General features: G+C 55.2%; 17 protein-coding genes. 4 read left to right on the top strand and 13 right to left on the bottom strand.

Translation table 11 applies throughout. The features are described from left to right. Nucleotides 1-72 precede the first annotated feature (72 nt). The 3 genes from NH461_RS24900 to NH461_RS24890 all read left to right on the top strand — a co-directional run bounded on the left by NH461_RS24900 (nt 73) and on the right by NH461_RS24890 (nt 4,922). Complete coding sequence (locus tag NH461_RS24900) at nt 73-1,287, top strand: MFS transporter (protein WP_261603638.1); 1,215 nt, start codon at nt 73-75, stop codon at nt 1,285-1,287. A 97-nt stretch (nt 1,288-1,384) separates the two neighbouring features. Next, nucleotides 1,385-2,722 carry a Na+/H+ antiporter NhaA gene (gene nhaA / locus NH461_RS24895; protein ID WP_261603637.1) on the top strand — a complete coding sequence of 446 codons (1,338 nt, stop codon included), beginning with the start codon at nt 1,385-1,387 and terminating at the stop codon, nt 2,720-2,722. Between the two features lie 169 nt (nt 2,723-2,891). After that, on the top strand, nt 2,892-4,922 hold the full coding sequence (locus NH461_RS24890) for a hybrid sensor histidine kinase/response regulator (protein ID WP_261603636.1): 2,031 nt from the start codon (nt 2,892-2,894) through the stop codon (nt 4,920-4,922). Between the two features lie 112 nt (nt 4,923-5,034). Here the strand turns inward: NH461_RS24890 and cqsA are convergent, their stop codons facing one another. Both cqsA and NH461_RS24880 read right to left on the bottom strand, forming a co-directional pair. Continuing rightward, nucleotides 5,035-6,204 carry an alpha-hydroxyketone-type quorum-sensing autoinducer synthase gene (gene cqsA / locus NH461_RS24885; protein ID WP_261604631.1) on the bottom strand — a complete coding sequence of 390 codons (1,170 nt, stop codon included), beginning with the start codon at nt 6,202-6,204 and terminating at the stop codon, nt 5,035-5,037. A 212-nt stretch (nt 6,205-6,416) separates the two neighbouring features. Continuing rightward, nucleotides 6,417-6,548: a hypothetical protein gene (locus NH461_RS24880; protein ID WP_261603635.1), complete on the bottom strand. Its 132-nt coding sequence runs from the start codon at nt 6,546-6,548 to the stop codon at nt 6,417-6,419. Nucleotides 6,549-7,190: 642 nt separating this feature from the next. On the opposite strand from NH461_RS24880, the gene NH461_RS24875 reads away from it, so the two are divergent. Next, nucleotides 7,191-8,564, top strand: a complete 1,374-nt coding sequence (locus NH461_RS24875) for an alanine/glycine:cation symporter family protein (protein WP_261603634.1) — start codon at nt 7,191-7,193, stop codon at nt 8,562-8,564. Between the two features lie 94 nt (nt 8,565-8,658). On the opposite strand, the gene dsbD is transcribed toward NH461_RS24875, so the two are convergent. From dsbD to NH461_RS24820, 11 genes are all read right to left on the bottom strand, one after another. Further along, nucleotides 8,659-10,536 (bottom strand): protein-disulfide reductase DsbD, encoded by a 1,878-nt coding sequence (dsbD, locus tag NH461_RS24870; protein WP_261603633.1) that lies wholly within the window; start codon nt 10,534-10,536, stop codon nt 8,659-8,661. A gap of 14 nt (nt 10,537-10,550) precedes the next feature. Continuing rightward, nucleotides 10,551-11,432, bottom strand: coding sequence for an FAD:protein FMN transferase (locus NH461_RS24865; RefSeq protein ID WP_261603632.1), 882 nt, complete (start codon nt 11,430-11,432; stop codon nt 10,551-10,553). Continuing rightward, complete coding sequence (locus NH461_RS24860; protein WP_261603631.1) at nt 11,422-12,648, bottom strand: DUF3570 domain-containing protein; 1,227 nt, start codon at nt 12,646-12,648, stop codon at nt 11,422-11,424. The genes NH461_RS24865 and NH461_RS24860 overlap by 11 nt, the downstream gene beginning before the upstream one ends. Before the next feature lie 21 nt (nt 12,649-12,669). After that, nucleotides 12,670-13,278 carry a DUF4266 domain-containing protein gene (locus tag NH461_RS24855; RefSeq protein ID WP_261603630.1) on the bottom strand — a complete coding sequence of 203 codons (609 nt, stop codon included), beginning with the start codon at nt 13,276-13,278 and terminating at the stop codon, nt 12,670-12,672. Continuing rightward, the gene (locus NH461_RS24850) at nt 13,275-13,739 is read right to left on the bottom strand and encodes a TlpA family protein disulfide reductase (RefSeq protein ID WP_261603629.1); all 465 of its coding nucleotides are present in this window, start codon (nt 13,737-13,739) and stop codon (nt 13,275-13,277) included. Before NH461_RS24850 ends, NH461_RS24855 begins: the two co-directional genes overlap by 4 nt. A gap of 106 nt (nt 13,740-13,845) precedes the next feature. After that, on the bottom strand, nt 13,846-15,060 hold the full coding sequence (locus tag NH461_RS24845; protein ID WP_261603628.1) for a hypothetical protein: 1,215 nt from the start codon (nt 15,058-15,060) through the stop codon (nt 13,846-13,848). Next, complete coding sequence (gene tadF / locus NH461_RS24840) at nt 15,050-15,670, bottom strand: tight adherence pilus pseudopilin TadF (protein ID WP_261603627.1); 621 nt, start codon at nt 15,668-15,670, stop codon at nt 15,050-15,052. The genes NH461_RS24845 and tadF overlap by 11 nt, the downstream gene beginning before the upstream one ends. Continuing rightward, the gene (locus NH461_RS24835) at nt 15,667-16,113 is read right to left on the bottom strand and encodes a TadE/TadG family type IV pilus assembly protein (RefSeq protein ID WP_261603626.1); all 447 of its coding nucleotides are present in this window, start codon (nt 16,111-16,113) and stop codon (nt 15,667-15,669) included. The genes tadF and NH461_RS24835 overlap by 4 nt, the downstream gene beginning before the upstream one ends. Then, nucleotides 16,110-16,919, bottom strand: a complete 810-nt coding sequence (locus NH461_RS24830; RefSeq protein ID WP_261603625.1) for a tetratricopeptide repeat protein — start codon at nt 16,917-16,919, stop codon at nt 16,110-16,112. Before NH461_RS24830 ends, NH461_RS24835 begins: the two co-directional genes overlap by 4 nt. Further along, nucleotides 16,916-17,794, bottom strand: a complete 879-nt coding sequence (locus tag NH461_RS24825; RefSeq protein ID WP_261603624.1) for a type II secretion system F family protein — start codon at nt 17,792-17,794, stop codon at nt 16,916-16,918. The genes NH461_RS24830 and NH461_RS24825 overlap by 4 nt, the downstream gene beginning before the upstream one ends. Further along, nucleotides 17,794-18,738, bottom strand: coding sequence for a type II secretion system F family protein (locus NH461_RS24820; RefSeq protein ID WP_261603623.1), 945 nt, complete (start codon nt 18,736-18,738; stop codon nt 17,794-17,796). The genes NH461_RS24825 and NH461_RS24820 overlap by 1 nt, the downstream gene beginning before the upstream one ends. Between the last annotated feature and the right edge of the window lies 1 nt (nt 18,739).

The following is an 18,739-nucleotide window of genomic DNA, read 5'->3' as shown; positions in this document are numbered from 1 at the left end:
ACCATTTGCGCTTGACCTCAAGTTAACCTGAGATATTAGGCTAAAGCAAATTCAAACCAACAAGGCCTCCCAATGAACCACAAAACCTTCCTTTATCTCGGCGGACGCTTCTTTGACGGCATCTCTTCCGGGATGTTCATGATGGCGCTGCCCTGGATCCTGATCACCGAATCCGGCTCTGGCAGCTTTGTCGCCATCATCACGCTGATCTGTACCCTGTCTTCTTTCCTGCTGACCCCGGTGCTCTCGACCCTCATTGATCGCCACTCTCGCAAAGCCATACTGGTCTGGGTGCAGGTGATCCAAACCACCACCGCGCTGTTGGTGATGATTGCCGCACTCAACCAGCTCGCCTCCCCCTGGTTGCTGGCCGCTGCGCAGTGGATCTTCTGGAACAGCAATGACATTGCCTGGTCAGCGAATAATGCCTTTACCCAGGAAAATTACACCCGGGAAGAATACGCCCGGATCACCGGACAGCAGGAAGTGGTAATGCAGTTGACCATGCTGGGCGCCGGTGGGGCCGGGATTGTCTTGCTTGAGCTGTGGTCGATGAGCGAGTTTGCCCTGTTTGCCGTGTTTGCCTCGGGGTTATCCGCGCTGTGCTACGGGCTTACTCCATATCATCGCAAACTTTCCCGGGCTTCAGCGAGCGTCCCCTTCAGCCAGCAACTCAAGGAAACCGGCCACCTATTCAAGCTGCAACCCCGTTTTTACCTGTTCCTGGCCCTGTCCTGCCTTTCTTATCCGATGCTGACCTATCTGACCAAACTGGTGCCGATTTACTATGCCGAGCAAGGGATCAGCGGCATGTGGTTTGCCAGCTGGAAAGTCAGTTACGGCATCGGGGCGCTGATCTGCGGGCTGATCGTCGCAAAACTGCTCCGCACCGTGGTGTTTGAGCGCGCGATGCTGGTTTCCATGATGGCGATGAGCCTGCTGCTGATCGCCATGTCGCTCTATCTGTCGCCACAGGTCATGGTGGTCCTGGTGGTGATCATCGGGTTCTTCAATTCATTCAACCGCATCGCCCGGATCACCAAAATGAACCATGAAGTAGCCATTGCTCAGCGCGGCAGAACCGATGGCGGACTGAAACTGTTTTCGACATTGGCTCAAAGCGCCAGCTACGTGCTGATTGCCCTGCTGTCGCACTACAACCTGACGGTCTACGGCTTTCTCAGCATTGCCCTCGTCATGCTGCTGAGCACTCTGGTGATGATCCAGCTCTATCGCCGCGGCGCCCATCAGGCCAATCTCAACAGTGCTACCCCGCAAGCGGCCTGACGGGACATGATACGCAGGGGAGCCGAGTGCCCCCCTGCCTGACATCAGAGACAGCTATACTTTGAATTTGCCAGTATTAACCGGGAAGCGGCTGACCATGGCACTGACAAAAACGCCGTTAGAGAAAGGCTTTGAAAAACTCTACCGCCCGTTCCAGGCCTTTATCCAGAGCCAAACCACCGCCAGCCTGCTCCTGCTGATCTGCGTTCTCATCGCCCTTGTGATCGCGAACTCTCCCTGGACCACCGCTTATCTGGCCCTCATCGACACCCCGATCGGCTTTGTCCTTGGTGAACAGATCTTTGCCATGAGCCTCAAACACTGGGTCAACGACGGCCTGATGACCTATTTCTTTTTCCTGCTCGGGCTGGAAATCAAACGCGAGATCCTGGTCGGCGATATCAACAGCCTGAACACCTTTCTGCCGATTGCCGCCGCCGCACTGGGCGGCATGCTGATCCCGGCGCTGCTTTATCTGTCGCTGACCTTCGGCACTGAAGTCAGCATGGGCTGGGGGATCCCCATGGCCACCGACACTGCGCTGGCGGTGGGCATTCTGGCCCTTCTGGGACGCCATATTCCGGCGGCGGCCTTTATCTTTCTGACCGCGTTGGCCATCATCGACGATATCGGCGCGATATTGGTGATCGCTCTGTTCTATTCTGACGCCATCAGCCTGCCGTATCTGGCCGCCTGCGCCGTCTTGCTGCTGACGCTGCTGTTGTTCAACCTGCTCGGCATTCGAAAGCCCGGCCTTTACCTGACCGTCGGCGCCGGGCTCTGGGCTGCGATGCTGGGCTCTGGGATCCACGCGACTGTTGCCGGGGTGCTGGTTGCAGTCACCGTCCCGGCACGCCCCAAACAGGAACCGATCTGGTTTATTCATCGGCTGCGCAATTTGCTGTTTCGCTTTGAGCACATGGAAAAAGAACGCGCCGATGATACGCCGATCCTGGGGGAGCCCTCGCAGCACACAGTCGCGCTGCATATCCATCAGGCGGCCGAACAAGCCACCACACCGCTGCGCCGCTGGGAGCAAGTCCTCCAACAACCGGTGGCCTTGTTCATTCTGCCGGTGTTTGCCCTGACCAACGCCGGGATCCCCATCCAGACGGACCTCCTGGTCGGCATTTTTTCTCACCCCTTGGCATTGGGGATCATCGCCGGGCTGGTGCTCGGCAAAACCTTAGGGATATCGCTGTTTTGCTGGCTGGCGCTACGACTCCAACTGGGACAGCTTCCGGGGACAATGACCTTTCGCCATGTTGTCGGTTTGAGTTTTCTCGGCGGGATTGGTTTTACCATGTCTATTTTTATCAGCGAGCTGGGATTCAGCGACCAGCACGAAGCACTGGTGTTGGCCAAAACGGCCATTATCATCGCCTCACTCATCGCCGGTGTCGGCGGTTACCTGTGGTTCCGTTTCCGGACCTGAGCCCGGGCAGAACTGAATCAAGGGCAGTACATCTTTGATGTAAGTCCCAAGGTGCGAAAATTTCTCCCTGCCCGAGATGCAATTGGTTTAATATAATAATGCGTAGATTATCAAAAACCAGCGCCTACGGGGCGCACGGCAGACGGGATACATGAATTTAAAGAGTCGATTGAGAGATAACTATCGGTATGTCGAACCCAATTTAGTTATCGTTGGCACCTTTGGAATGATCGGATTCCCGGCCTATTACGTCATCTGGCATCAGCTGTTCCCGCAAGGTTACGAGAATTTAACGCTCCGTTTAATTTGCTCCGTGTTATTTATTCCGTTTGTGATTAAGAATCACCTACCGGCTTTTTTTACCCGATTTAAATATCTCCATTTTGCCTTTTCCGTTGGCGTCGGACTGCCGTTCTTCTTCTGTTTTATGATGATCCAAAATGACTGGTCCATCATCTGGATGATGTCATTTCTGGCCAGTATCTTCCTGTCCATTCTCTTGATCTATGACTGGCTGCTGATCATGATTATTTCATCCCTCGGCCTGCTGGCAGCATTCGGTGCCGCCTATCTGCTGGATGGTGACATAATGCTCGGCGGGTTTCAGTGGTCCTATGTGGTCGTGTTCAGTTTCGCCTATTTTGCCGGGGTGATTTTTAATTATCGCAATCAAGCGGAAAACAAAAACCGAATGCTGTTCGCCCGCTCCTTCAGCGCCGGTATTGCGCATGAAATGCGTAATCCGCTCAGTGCCTTGTATAGTTCTCTGGAGGTTCTGCGCGAGCTGCTGCCCGAGCCTGACACACAGCAGCCTTGTACCCTGACACAAACACAGCTGGCGCATATCCATGCCATCATCAACAATGATCTCGCAATCATTGACGGCGGCAATGAAACCATTAACCTGATGCTGAGCTCAATCAATAACCAGAAAATTTCTAACGACTCATTCCAGAATTATTCCTTGGTCCGGGTGATCGAGCACGCCATTCGCAATTACGGATATAAAAGTGCCGCCGAGAAACAGCTCATCACTTTTCACTACGATAAAGATGCGATCTTTTTCGGCAGCGATCACTTGCTTCGCTACGTCATCTTTAACCTGATTAAAAACGCGCTGCATTACGAGAAGAAAAAGAACTTCGCAATCACCATTAGCCTGAAAACCAGCGGCGTCCAGAATGTCATCACGGTGAAAGATACCGGGATCGGTATCTCCAAAAACCACCTTCCCTATATTTTCGATGAGTTTTTCACCCACGGTAAAAAAAGCAACACCGGCCTCGGACTGCCGTTTTGTAAGAAAGTCATCACGGCATTTAAAGGCCACATCGGCTGCCGCTCCAGCCAGGGGCACTGGACCGAATTTACCATCACGCTGCCAAAATCCCACTCCAGCACCATCTCAAGCTTCAAGCGCAAATTACTGGCCAACAAAACCTTGCTCTATGTGGGGCAGAATAATGAAACTTACCTGACATTACAGCGGCTGGCATTCTATAACGGGTTTAAAGTCAGCCTGGTGTTCCCATCCGGCGTGACTGCACTGGACGCAACAACCCTCAGCCAGGATTTAATCATCGTCGATCTGGACACCGTGATGCAGGGCCAAGGCGCCCTGGTGTCTCTGAGCTATCTCCTGAATGACGCCGACAAACCCGCGCTCTATCTTCACCAGCAGGCGCTGTCGCACTACGGGACGTTCAATCCGCCGCCCAACAGCCGCTTTAGTCCGAATCACAACAACATTGATCATCTGGTTCAGGAGATTACGAACTGCTTTTTTGAACCATCATCGACGCCGATGCCCGACACCCCGGAGAAAGCCATCAGCAACACCGTAATGATCGTGGATGACAATGCGTCGCTGCGGACGTATTCGGGGATCCTACTGGAAAGAAGCGGTTACCAGATTGTCTATGCTGAAAATGGTCAGATGGCCCTGAATTATCTGGAGCATAATCCCATCGATGTGATTTTGATGGACCTGGATATGCCGCAGATGGGCGGGGTGGAAACAGCCCAGCATATCCGACAAGACAAGCGATTCAGACACACCCAAGACGTCCCGATTATTTGTTATTCCGGTGGACTCAACACCGATGAGCAAAATGAATTAAAGCGGCAGGGTATCAATGATTTTTTAAACAAGCCCTCCCCCAAAGAGCAACTCCTGTCCAAAGTCGCGGATTGGGTTTGATATCGACCTGTGAAAAAAACCCGGTATCAAAGATACCGGGCCTGTTTAAGAACCGCTGAAGGAATGAGTTCTATCGCAACCAGCCCTTCAAGCGACTAGCAACTAGAAAAGCTTAACAACGTTTGCCCGTCATGATTTTCGGCTCAATCAGACTGCACGCCGAAAGGATATGATCGATCTCGGCATCGGTAACATCGCTGTTGACTGAGAACCGCACCAGGTTTTTGTTTTTCGGCGTCGCCGGCTGGCAGAACACCGAGCCAAACACCTGGCAGGCTTCCAAATGATCGCGAACGATTTCCGTCTGATCTTCCGGGCCGGTTTCCAGGGCAATGATCTGGGACTCGCTCTGAATATGTAACCCCAGGGATCTTAATCCCTGACGCAACTTCTCTGACTGCACAAACAGCCGCTCACGGCGTACATCGCCCGCTTTGATGACCGCCAGGGTGGCCTTGAGGACTTCGATTTCATGATTGAGCAATGCTGAGCTGAAAATTGCCGGATGGGCAACAAACGGCAGACACTGTCCAATTTTCTGACTACATAAAATCGCGCCCGCCCGGTAGGCAAAACTTTTTGCCAGACTGACCGTCAGAAAATCCACATCGTCGGTCAGGCCCAACTCAGCAACCAAGCCAGCCCCTTGCGGCCCATGGGTACCCAACGAGTGCGACTCATCAACCAAAATGGCGCATCCGGTCTGTTTCGCCAACGCCACAATCTCGGTGAGCGGCGCGACGGTACCCAAAGTGCTGTACACCGAGTCTACCAGAATCAACCCGGGACCATGACGGCGGATCAATTTGCCCAGCTGACGGACATTGTTGTGCAAAAACGGATGGATCTCCCCCTGCGCATGGCGGGCACCATCCCACAATGACATATGGGCAAAAAAGTCGATATACACCGGCGTGTTCGGCGGCAGTACCGTTTGGATCAGCCCGATGTTGGCAGCCCAGCCCGATTGCGACAGGATACAATGCTCATAGCCCGTGTACTGGGCCAATTGCTGTTCGAAACTGTCGACTTCCAGGTCTTTGTGCAAAAAAATCGCGGACATCACCACGTCTTTGCGTCCCTGTTCGAGAGCGGCAAAATAGGCATCACGAATCTTGTCATGATTCGAGATAGCCAGGTAGTCGTTACTTTGTAAAACAATTGCGCCTTCACTCGGCTGTTGGCCCAGCACCAGATGCTGCTGGTTTTTGCGGGGGTAGATGAGCTCGTTCAGATGAGATTCAATCTTTTTTTTACGAACGAAGGCAGGGTTTTCGGGGATTGGTTTAGCGTGTTCATAATATACCTCGTTAATTATTCATATGGATAACAGGCATATTCCAGTCTTATCTTCTGACAAGGCTGTCATTATGCCTATTGACCAATATAAAACAACAAGGCGCATATGTACGCATCAGAGCGCAATGCAATTGATTACAGTGTCAATTTTTTTCCGGGTCGCGTGGAAACTGTACGAAACACCGGAGCAAAACGCTATTTTTCCGTATGCATATACTTTTTCTTATAATCCGAAGACTTAGCAAACAACGCAAACGGCAGCACCGGCAGAACAATGCCCCAGGCGAACTGCAAATGGTTGTGTTCCAACACCAGATAGCTACTCATGAGTGAAATGCTGACAATCAATACAATGAACAACCGATGAAGGTTCGGAAAGTGATTTGAAAAAATAGCATACTGTTTAATCATGGTTCCTGCTCAGTCACTGATAAAAATTTAAACATTGTGTTGTAATTATTGTTGATACCGCCCACCCATCATAATCACTATCTGATGTAGGGCTATAGTTCTGCTCAACTTTTACTAATATTTCAGAAAGTTGCACAAAAATATGTTGCCAATGTAGTACAAATCGCGCGCTGTAACTTTAAATATTTGATTTGCAGTCATAAATTATGAAATTGTCACACCGTGTTCGTTACATTTTTTGATAGCAGATCAACCAGCCAGACACTGCAACATAAAACACATGATCCGCTTCACAAGATCTAATCTGCCCGCGTTGTTATTTCTCCAAACCCAAGCAAAACACACAAAATCTGCATGTTTCGAACAGCAGATTATACTGCACTTGATGCACATCCAATATCTCTGCCGCGATGCAGCGCTCGGTTGCGGAGGTTATGCCTGCGATGTGACATTTTTATGACGACGGACGTCATTTTCATCCCCCGACAAGTTTGTATTTATGGCTAACGACACCTATGTTTTTGCATAGATTAGAAAAATAAAAAGTGAGTACAACGTATGGATGCAATCACAAATTTAATTACCGCCATCAACGCTCAGGTGTGGGGCGTGCCGATGCTGGTGATGATCCTCGGCGTGGGTATTTTCCTGACCTTTGGTCTCAGGCTGATGACCATTTTGAAAATCGGTACCGGATTCAAATTACTGTGGGCCGGCCGGGCTTCGAAAACTGAAGAAGCACAGCAAGGCGAAATCAGCCCGTTTAATGCTCTGATGACCGCACTCTCTGCAACGGTCGGCACCGGGAATATTGCCGGGGTGGCCACGGCTATTTTTCTGGGTGGGCCCGGAGCCCTGTTCTGGATGTGGTGTACCGCGTTGGTCGGCATGGCGACCAAATATGCGGAAGCGGTCTGCGCCGTGAAGTACCGGGAAACCGATGAAGACGGCAACCATGTCGGCGGGCCGATGTATTACATCAAAAATGGCTTGAGTCACAAATGGGCCTGGATGGGAACCGCCTTTGCCATTTTCGGGGCCATTGCCGGATTCGGGATTGGCAATACGGTTCAGTCCAACTCCGTGGCTGCCGCCATGCAAAGTAGCTTCAGTGTGCCGGCCATGCTCTCCGGCTTGGTCATGATGATTCTGGTCGGCCTGGTCCTGGTCGGCGGGATCAAACGGATTGCAGATGTCGCCGGGAAACTGGTGCCGTTGATGGCTGTGTTTTACGTCGGCTCCGGCCTGCTGATCCTCGGGATGCACATTACCGATATTCCGGACGCGATCGGCCTCATTGTGACCAGCGCATTCAGCCCGGTCGCCGCGCAAGGTGGTTTCGCCGGGGCTGCCGTCTGGGCCGCCATCCGATTTGGGGTTGCCCGGGGCATCTTCTCCAACGAGGCCGGTTTAGGCAGTGCTCCGATTGCCCATGCCGCCGCCCAGACCCGAAACCCGGTCAATCAGGGGCTGGTAGCAATGCTCGGCACCTTTATCGATACAATTATCATATGCAGCATTACCGGGCTGGTGATTGTGGTGACCGGAGTCTGGCAAAGCGGCGAAACCGGCGCTGCCCTGACCTCATCTGCATTTGCCTCAACCCTACCCGGCGTCGGCGATTACCTGGTCGCGATCTCGCTGTCGATCTTTGCCTTTACCACCATTCTCGGCTGGAGTTTTTACAGTGAGAAATGTGTTCAGTATCTGTTCGGGGTGAAGGCGATTATTCCCTTCCGCATTCTGTGGATCATCGCGGTGCCGATCGGCGCCACCGGATCGTTGGAGTTTATCTGGCTGCTGGCCGACACTCTCAACGCTATGATGGCCATCCCGAACCTGATTGCCCTGTTGCTCCTTAGCCCGGTGGTCTTCAAACTGACCCGGGAATACTTTGCCGCCCAAGCGGAGAGCACAAAGAAATCGGAGTAATTTCAGTTGCACATCGTTCAAAACAAGAACAGCATCCCGGGGATGCTGTTCTTGTCTCAGGTCAGCCATCACGGCTGAAAGTCGAAAGGTAAAATCACCCCTGGGTGACAATGGCCTGAACATGCGCCAGAAATCGCGCTGTATCCATTTCGCCCACCACCCGGTGCTGGTCTAATTCACGCCCCTGGCTGTCAAAAAACAGGATGGCCGGCGGACCAAACAACTGATACTCCGCCAGCCAGGCAGCCTGGGCATCCGTATTTTCCGTGACATCCAGCTTGTGCGCATTGAGCTGCACCAGCAGATTGCGCACTTGTGGATCACGGAAGACCGTTCTGTCCATCACTTTACAAGAAGCGCACCAATCAGCATACAAGTCCACCATGGTGATCTGTCCTGCCGGTGCAGCGTTGATCCCGGCAACCAGCGTCTCCACCGACGTTGTCTTCTGGAACAGACTAGCTTGCGCGGCAGCTGCTGGCTGTCCGCCCCCGCCGACCTGGCTCAGGGGCTCAAAGGGATCTTCAGCGCCAGTCATCATACCGATGAACAGCATCACCCCGTACACCAGTGACACGAAAGCCAGCGATTTCCGGGTCCGTTGCCAGCCACTTTGCGCCGCTTCCAGCGCCCCGAAATGGATGGCACCGCCAATCAAGAGTGCTGCCCACAAGCCCAGTGTCACCCAAGCCGCTGCGAACCGGCTCACCAGCAGGATCGCCACCGCCAGTAACATCACCCCGAAGAGATGCTTCACGGCAACCATCCACGGACCGCTGCGTGGCAGGAACTTCCCGCCCGAGGTGCCGATCACCACCAGTGGCACGCCCATCCCGAGGGCCAGAACGAACAAGCTGGTGCCGCCGACGACCCAATCCTGGGTGGTCGAAACATACAGCAACGCCCCGGCCAACGGCGCAGACACACACGGTGAAACCACCAGCGCGGACACCGCGCCCATCACGAACACCGTCAAAGCTTTGCCGCCACTCAGGCGTTGTGACTGGCTGTTCAACGCCACCTGCAAACGGGAAGGCAGTTGCAGCTCATACAACCCAAACATGGCCAGTGACAATACGACAAACAGCGCCGCAAACAGGCTCAGAACCCAGGTTTGCTGCATCGCCGTTTGCAGGTTCAAGCTCTGCCCCATCGTCGCGGTCACCACCCCGGCCAGCGCATAGCTGGATGCCATGCCCAGCACATAGGCCAGTGAAATCCGGAATCCTTTCCAGCCGCTCATCGACTCTCCCTGACCGCCGATAATACTCGACAGGATCGGGATCATCGGCAGTACGCATGGCGTGAGGGACAAGCCCAGTCCCAGTAAGAAAAACAGCCCCATGGCTTGCAGGAAGCTGGCATTTTGCAAGACCGCCGACAGGCCCTGCGTATCCTGGGCCAAGTCGGTTTCCAGCGCTAAACTATTCTGCTGCGCTAAACTTTTCTCCTGAGCTAAACTTTTCTCCTGGACTAAATGACTCTCCAGCGCTACAGGCCGGGCGCTCACCTGACCTTGTGGCTGGGCCGGTGAAAATGCGCCGTTAAGCGTCAGCTTCTTGGTTTGCGGCAGATAGCATAAGCCAGCATCGGCGCAGCCCTGGAAGCGAACTTTAACCGTCCCCTCTCCACGGTAAGGGATCGTGATGCTCAGCGGCTCATGATATACCTTCACCAACCCGAAATTCGGGTCCTGCTGCTGCTCCGGCGTCAGGGCATAGCGCGGCTCCCCCAGCTCCAGCCTCTCGTCAGCGGCTTTGAACGAAAAACGCTTGTGATACAGGTAATATCCGGCAGCCGTATCAAATTGCACCACCAGTTCACCGCCTTCGGGGCCGGCTTGCTGGTGATAGGAAAACGGAAAAGCCTGCTCAACCGGCAGGAACGTTTTCTCGTCCGATGCCCAGGCCGTCAGGCTCATGCACAGCGTCAGGAAGAGACCGAGCAGCCACCGAGCAGCGGGCGCAATCATTGAGGTAGTCCTTTTCATGATGTTAAAAATCTTGTGTCTTGATGAACATTCAACTGGTGATCCACCAGCGCAAAACCGACCGGGTCTGAAACCGCCAACGTCGGATCAATCGTCAGCGCCGTACTGAAAATACCGGCCTGAAGTGCGGTGGGTGCCACCACGGTCGCCGACAGCACCTGATGATGGGTGCCCTGCGCCGCTAAAATATGCGACGTTTGCTGATCGGAAAACTGATGCTGACGGGCATAATGCGCAGACGTCGTCAGGGCCTGATCACGCAGCGGCAGTGCAAACAACGGCTGCGAGGGATCACGGGGATTCCGAACCGCAACCACAAAATCACTGCCGTCCGGCTTCCCGCCGGCAACCCGGAGATCGCCGCCAAAGTTGACCAAAATCCCATCCACATGTGCAGCCAGCGCGATCTCGACCGCCTGATCCACCGCCACTTCCTTGATCACGCCGCCGAGGTCAACCCGGGTATGGGAGTGGTGAAAACGGATCCCGTCCGCCTCAAGTTGCCAAGCATTCAGCCCCATATAGGGGCTGGCTTGCTGATAAATCGCTTGCTTAGCCAACGACGGAGATTGCCGTTGCCAGTGCTTCACCGTCCCAATGGTGATATCAAATATTCCGTTGCAGGCACTGCTATGGGCGCGCACCGCACTGAAGATTGCCTGGGATTCTTCATCCAGTGCCACCCAGCTCGACTGCCGCCGGTTCAGCTGCTGGGACAACATCGACGCCGGATCATAGAAATTGAACACCTGCTCCAACCGCCGGGTATTGGCTTCGATCCTGCGGGCAATGTGTGCCGCATCGGGCGAAAACAACTGAACTTCGCAGGGCACCGTCATCGCCGTAAAGGTATGAATATAAGGCGAGTTAGTATTCATAGGTGGCTCCCAGGACCCACCAACGGCTTTCATAGCCATTGCTTTGCTCGTAATAAGCCGCCAACGCATTCAACCGAAGTTTTGCCGTGACTTTCAGGCTGGCACCCAGCTCATACGCATTGGCAGTAAAGCCGCCCAGGCGCAGATCAGACGTTGCATATCCGGTTGCCGCAAAAGTCGGATCGGCCGCGCCCGGATCCCGGTAGAAATTTGCCCCTTGCTGGTGGTACCAGAAATAGCCCGGCGCCAGCATCAGCCAATCGGTCACATGAATATTCATCTTGCCGCCCAGCTGGTGCGAACTCACGCCCCAGTCGTCCATAAAGAGTTTATACTTCGGCCGCACCACCACTCGCTGATGCACACTGTAAAACGCCTGAACATTCAACCCGCCGGAGATGCGGGTATCTGGCCGGGTGTCCTGCGCCAGAAAAACTTCATCGCCGCCAATTGTGCCATTGCCGTCAATGTCGATCTCCCGCAAGACGGTCAGGTAGTGATTGCTCAAATACCCGCTGCGATACCCACCGTATAGCGTGAAGGTGCTGTAGAAATTCGGGGTAAAGACCTGCGACAAACCCGCCTCAAGGCTACCGGTGAACAAATCTTCCCATTGTTGTTCATTACGGAAATTACTGTACTTCTGAAAAGCCTGGGTTTTGTCAAACAGCATTGAACCACCCAGGGTATAAGAGCGATTTTTGCGTTTGTCGGCATAAAACAAGACCTGCGCATTGGTGCCGACGCTTTCATAATCTTCTTCTACCGAAGTGTTGACACCAACCGTCCATTCGCGACGCGCAGCATCCCGGTAAGTCACATTCATGCTCCCGGAATAGCGCTTGTCGTCCAGATCAAAAGGCTGAACCTGATAACCGCTGCGATGTGGATCATAGCCAGCCCGGATCACTTCGGAAGTCGCTTCCTGCGCCGCCTGCGTCCGGCGGTTCCGCTCTTGGGCATCCCCGGTACCGGCCAGTGGCGTAGTCGGCCCCCAGGCCGGTGAGGCACCGGAAACCGAGTCATAACCCAGCTCTGCGGTGATGGTCCAGTCCACACCAAAGTTTTTCTCGACCGACCAAATATTATCGCCGGCCTTAATTTTGTCCCCGTACTCTTCAAAATTCATATGGTGCATCGAAACATGATCAGCACCTACGGCTGATGCCGCCATCGCGACGGTCCCCAGCAAGGCTAAAGGTAATTTTTTACTCATGAATAATTCTGATTGTTCTTGTTAGTTACAGCCACAGCCACCACCACCGACACCATTGCCGCCGACAGAGCCTTGTTTATAGGAGAAGACTTTTTCTGAGAACACATCGAACTCCGGCACCACGCCACCGGGTTTCATTTCCTTTTTCGCCAGGGTGCCTTTTTGCCACGGCTTGACCGGTTGGATCCCCAGCCAGCTGTCGATAAACGACAACAAGGATTCTGCTTCAGGTGCCTTGGGTGAACGGGGTTGAGCCAGGCTCTGGATCATGGGTTTTGATGCCGGTGAGGTGGCCGATGTCTGCGCCACCGGCGCGACAGCTTTCACTGATGTGCTGACCGAAGTCACCACCGGAGCCAGTTCAGCAGTGCCGTTCGGCTGTTTCACGGGCGCGCTCGTGGCCTTAGCCGGGACGGAAACAGTAGCCGGAACAGAGACGCTCTCAACAGCAGTATTCTTTCCGGTTGAGACCCCAGCGTCACTTATCTGCTGCTGGCTGCGGTAAACCGTTCCCGACACCGACTCTGACACCTGATAATTCGCTGGTGTCTCTGCGCCCGCCTGAGCCTGACCGGTCAGCGCCCAGCCAACCCCCAACGCCGCCAGCGTGTAAGCTGCTCGGTGCATCATAGCGTCACTCCAATCGTGGCCAGGTCTTTCAGGATCACGTCACCAATATGGTCAATTGCACCAAAGCGAACTTTCATCACTTTACCCTGGTAGACGTAGTACAACGCCGGCATCCCGACCGGCTGAAAATCTTCGATCAAGGTCTGCTCCGGATCGTTGAGCACCGGGAAAGTCAGGCCCAATTCCTGTTGGAATGCCCGAGCAAGCGCAACATCTTCATCAACGTCAATCCCCAGCACTGCCACCTTGGTGCTGTCCAGTTTTGTTGCCAGCGCATTCACTTCCGGGAGCTCGACCCGGCAGGACACACACCACTCGGCAAAGAAGTCGATCACGGTGACGACATCCGGATTCAAACCCAGGGTTTGTTGCGCGAAAGGAGACAGGCTATCCCCCTGCTCGTAAGCCTGGGTCTGGGTCGAGAGCAACAACGCCATGGTGAACATCCACTTCTTAAACATAAACACCTCTGATAAAGCAACTGATAATTATTTCCATTTAATTTGATAAAACTGCATTTATGAATGCAGTAAACCTGCCGTTATACATACCGTTTGACTTTGCTTTCTACTCCCCCAATACAATCCGAGTGTTGGTTTCCACATCCAGCGCAGACTGGAAATAGGCTTCCAGATCCGCGGGGTTTCGTGCGTCATAAACTGCGTCCTGAGCCCCGGCGCAGCGTCGGAACTGTGCCAGCCGATCCTGCGAGACCCCAAAGCTGATAAAACGCATATCAATGCCCAACTCATCGCGAATTTTTCGGCATATTCCGTCATCAATCATCTGGTTCAAAATATCCTCGCGATCATCTTCACCGTCGGTAAACAGCACCAGACGCTGAACCGCTACCGCTGAGTGATTAACCGGCAGTTGCCATTCCGCCTGCCATTGCCGGGTCAGGGTGCGCACGCCCCATATCAATCCCTGGTATGACGCTGTCGAATTACTCGTCGCCAGCGCATTTACATGTTCAGTTACTTCGCTCAATTGGCCGGTCAGCGGTAAAATGGTTGCCGTTTCACTACATGCCCCAAGCCACGGGCTGGCGGTCACATCTTTCATCTTCAGGCTTTGCGAAGGCGCATTTAAGTCGTCCACGGTTTGTTGCGGATCCCAGCGACCGCCGAGATACGACAGGCCATCCACACATTTCGTCACTCCGGCTGACGCCGGATACCAGGGCGCGTTGCGGATACTCACCCCCGAATCAAAGGGCACCACGGAAAACCGCACCTGATGATTTCGTGGGTCAATCCCCTCGATGATCCCCGTAATAATGCCTTTCAGCTTGGCCAGATGCGGTGACATCGAGCCGGAAATATCCAGCACCAGGGCAATATCCGTAGGCTTGCTTGCCACTTGGGTCAGCAGCCGGGCGGCCGATTGCGCGCTGGCCCCCACCCGAGTTTCGTCCGTCACCACTGGCATCACCCCGGCCATGGCGGGTTTAAACTGATACTGAGCACTGATTGTGCAGCGCTGAGTCCCATCCAGCCGATGGGGGCCAAGCAACGCCTCTGGTACAAATCCGGGTCGATAGTAATCCAGGTATTTCTGCATGATCTGACTGTCTGCCCGCTGCTGCCAGGCACAGGCCACCGACGCGGCGTCCGATGCCTGGCCTGCCCGGATCACCGCCTGACTGTACATCGACACAAACAGCGCCAGCGCGATCATCGCCAGCAACGACGGCAGCAACAGGGTAAAGGTCAGCGTCATCGCCCCACGCTGGCGGACAAAGCTACCAACGCACACACACTTCGTCGGTCTACGGTGCATACTGCCTCCCGATCATCACGGCGGAGCTGGTAAAATAGTCCTGGCCCAACCCTTTCAGCCCGGGGAAAATATCTGACACCAATATGGGTATCGCACTCAGACACACCGAGACCTGAAACAAATCCGCCTTCTCTCCTAAATTTGCTCCCGTTACGCCCCCCTCCGGTGACAGCATGGACAGCTTCGGTAACGCTTGCTGCGCCTGACATGCCAGTCCTTCGTGCTGCTCGCGATACAGCAGGACATCGCCCCGATCATCAAATTTGATCTGCTCCAGCAGCAGGCTGATCTGCGGCCCGGCCGATTCATTCGTCGCAAAATAACGTTGGGCCACCTGTTGCAAATCTGACGACATCGCGGCCGTGATCTCGCCATGAGCGCCTGCCAGCGGCACCTCCAGTTGTTCGCTGGTCACCACACTGGCCAGGGCATACGCAACCCGGTCCAGTTTGGATTTCAGGCTCAGGGCATAGCCCAATTGAACCGCGAAAAGCAGCAGCAAAGTCAGCACCAACGCGACGATCGGAAAGGCAATCACACTGCTACCAAGCTGGCGGTGGCGTTGGTGATAACCGTGACGGCGCCGAAGCCCGTTCAAGTGACGCGTCATGGACGACTCTCCTTTTCATGTGCGATCAGGAGTGTCCGTTCAAACCGGGCCAATTGCCCAAAGGCATCAGACCAGCCTTCAATAAACAACACCCGGTACGGGTAAGTCACCCGATACTCCGCAAACGGCTGCTCACGGTAGGTGGTGATGTACTGGTTCTGCTTCAGCGCCTTGAATGACTCATAATAAGCGGCTTCAATCGTCAGCTGCGAGCGGTCAATCAGCGGCAAAGACTGCGCCTGCAACGCCGATTGCAGTTCGGTCACGGTGTCTTGATGTGCGCGGACCGTGACAATGTCGCGTGAGGCGCTGGCGAGCGCCGCATCCAGCACACTGGCGGTCATGATGAAGCGACACACTTCAATCACTACCAGAACCATCACCATAAACGGCAGCAGCGTGACGATATATTCGATACTGGCGCTGCCTCGCTGAAGCCTCATAGCACCTCTCCTTGTTGCCACTGACGATAGAAGTCCATATTGTTCGTCAGTTCAGCCGGGCTCAGATCCTGTTTGGCAATCATCCGGGCAGTCACCAAATCCCCGGTCATGGCAAATGCCAGCGCCAGATTCTGGCGCATCTTCACTGTGCTGGTGCCACGCAGGTACAGCGGATGCAGGATCTCGATGCCCTTACGCGGTTGGGCATCCAGGATCCAGCTCATCGCCAGGTTATTGCGGTATTCCAGGTGATCCGGCGCAACGGCCACGGCGGCCACAAACGCGGTTCTGGCCCGGGCGTAGTCTTGCTGCAATGCCCGGCAGGCTCCCAGCGCATTCAGGGTCTCAGCATCCTGCGGCCGCAGATCCGCAGCCTGTTGCAGGGCCGCTTCCGCAGCCTCGGCATTCCCCTGAGCCAGATGAGCCCGGCCCAGCTCACGCAGAATATGGCCGTGCCAGGCCGCATCCGCCACAGGAGCGTTCGCCTCAGCGGCCTTATCTGCCGCCCGGTGCAAAAAGTGCAGTGCCAGCTCGGTATCTCCACTCTGGTTATATGCTGCGCCCAGACGATACATCAGCTCAGTGTTCTCCGGCGCTTGCGTCAGTTGCTGGCGGTAAATGGTGATCGCACTTTCCGGCCGGCCGCTTTGCAGCGCCACGTCCGCCAGACGGCGATCCTGCTGCCACTCCGCATTATCAACCACATGCGATTGTAGAGTCGCGCAACCAGTCACGCCGCTAAGCGCCAGCGCCAGGACGCCGAATTTCAGGTGGTGTTTCAGATGACTGAACAGTCGGTGTTTCATAGCCCCCCCAGGCTTTCCAGTAAAGCAATCACGGTCGGTGCCACAATCAGCACCACCACCGGCATCATCACCAGCACGACCACCGGAATCGACATCTTGGCCGGGATTTTCCCCACCGCTTCTTCCACCCTGAGGTACTGGTACTGCCGGGTATCGGCGGCCAGCAGACGGATGGTTTGAGCAACCGGGCTGCCGTACTGCTCGGTTTGCGACAACGCCACCACCATATTTTCAATCTCCGCCAGGGCGGTCCGCCGGGCCAGGTTTTCCAGCGCCGTCCGCCGGGTATCAAGCAAGCGCAGTTCCGCTTCGGTGATCAGCCATTCCCGGGACAGCTCAGGTGCGACACGGGCCATTTCGCGGCCCACGCGTTCAAACACCGCTTCCAGCGTCAACCCCGATTCAACACAAACCACCATCAAATCCAGGGCATCCGGCAATGACCGAGCAATCCGCTGGTTGATCTCACGGGCGCGCCATTTCAGGGCATGCTCGAGCAGCAGGCCGGCGCAAATAGCAGACACCAGCGCTTCTGCCAGCACCAGCGAGTTCACGCCCTCGTCCTTCGCCAGCAGCCAGCCCACGCCACACACGGTCATGCTCAACACTTTCAACCCCATAAACACGCGAGCTGCCTGTGGGTGATGAAACCCGGCCTGCACCAGCAGTTGCTGAACCGCTTCACTGGCTTTCGGTGCCGGTAGCCAGCTCACGAGTCGATGGAACCCCATATTGTTGGGCTGCGCAAAGTTCGCGGCAACCAGGGCGAGCCGGGCCTCAACCAGCTCCCGGCGCTGGGCACGCCCTCCTGCCACCACAGCCAGCACGCTGCCCGCCACCAAGAGAAACACACCAATCCATATTGATACCGACATTACAACCTCACCTTCGTCAGACGCTGGATCACCAGGAGTCCCAGCAGCATGCTGCCGCTGACATATCCCAGCACCCACTGCCCCATCTCCGTTCCGGTGAGATTGACAAATGAGGCCGGATTTTTGAAAAACATCACGCCGATGAGCAGCAACGGCAGACACGCCAGGATCACCGCCGTCATCCGCGGCTCTGCCGTCAGACTCTTGATTTTCATCTTCAACGCGGCATTGGCATGCAAGGTCCGGCTCAGGCTATGCAGGACTGCCCGCAACTGGCCACCGTTTTCCTCATTGAGCAGCAACGCCACCGTAAAAAAATGAAACCCGGAATACGGCAGGCGGTAGCTCGCCTCGTGCAGGGCTTGTTTCAGGCTGATGCCGATTTCCAGCTGATCCCGGATCAGGGCAAATTCCCGCCCGAGCACGCCCTGCTGGTAAGCCGCCACCTGAGCGATGGCCTGCGGCACGGAAACCCCGGCAGCCACGGCGCGGGACACCTGTCCCAGCACCTGCGGAAATGCAACCTCAAAGGCCCGATGCTGGCGATATTGCATCAGCCAGTAGGCGCTGAGTGCTGCCGTCCCAACAGCCAGGGAGACCAGCAGTACCCGCCAGCCCAGCGGAAAGATAGCCCCGGCCTGCCAGCTCAACACCGCCAGTGCACTCAAGCCCAGCAGCCCCAAACGCTGGCCCTTCTGACCGAACAGGGCATCCGCTCTCAACTGCAACCGGTGCCAGCCGGCCGACAGCCAACCGCCCTGCTGCTCCCACTGGAACAGGCGCGAGGTCGATGACTGGGCCTTGGCCGCAGCTACCAGCACCAGACGTTGTTTGACCTGGCGACGCAGCCGCTGATACCGGACCAGCAGACCACAGCTGACCACAACAACCAATGCCAGTACCGCTATCAGCACGATCGCAGGAAGCAATGAAAACACCGGCATG

Source organism: Photobacterium sp. TY1-4 (assembly GCF_025398175.1).
Taxonomy (GTDB): domain Bacteria; phylum Pseudomonadota; class Gammaproteobacteria; order Enterobacterales; family Vibrionaceae; genus Photobacterium.
The sequence above is the reverse complement of the archived record's forward strand: the minus strand, read 5'-3'. Positions and strand labels throughout refer to the sequence as shown.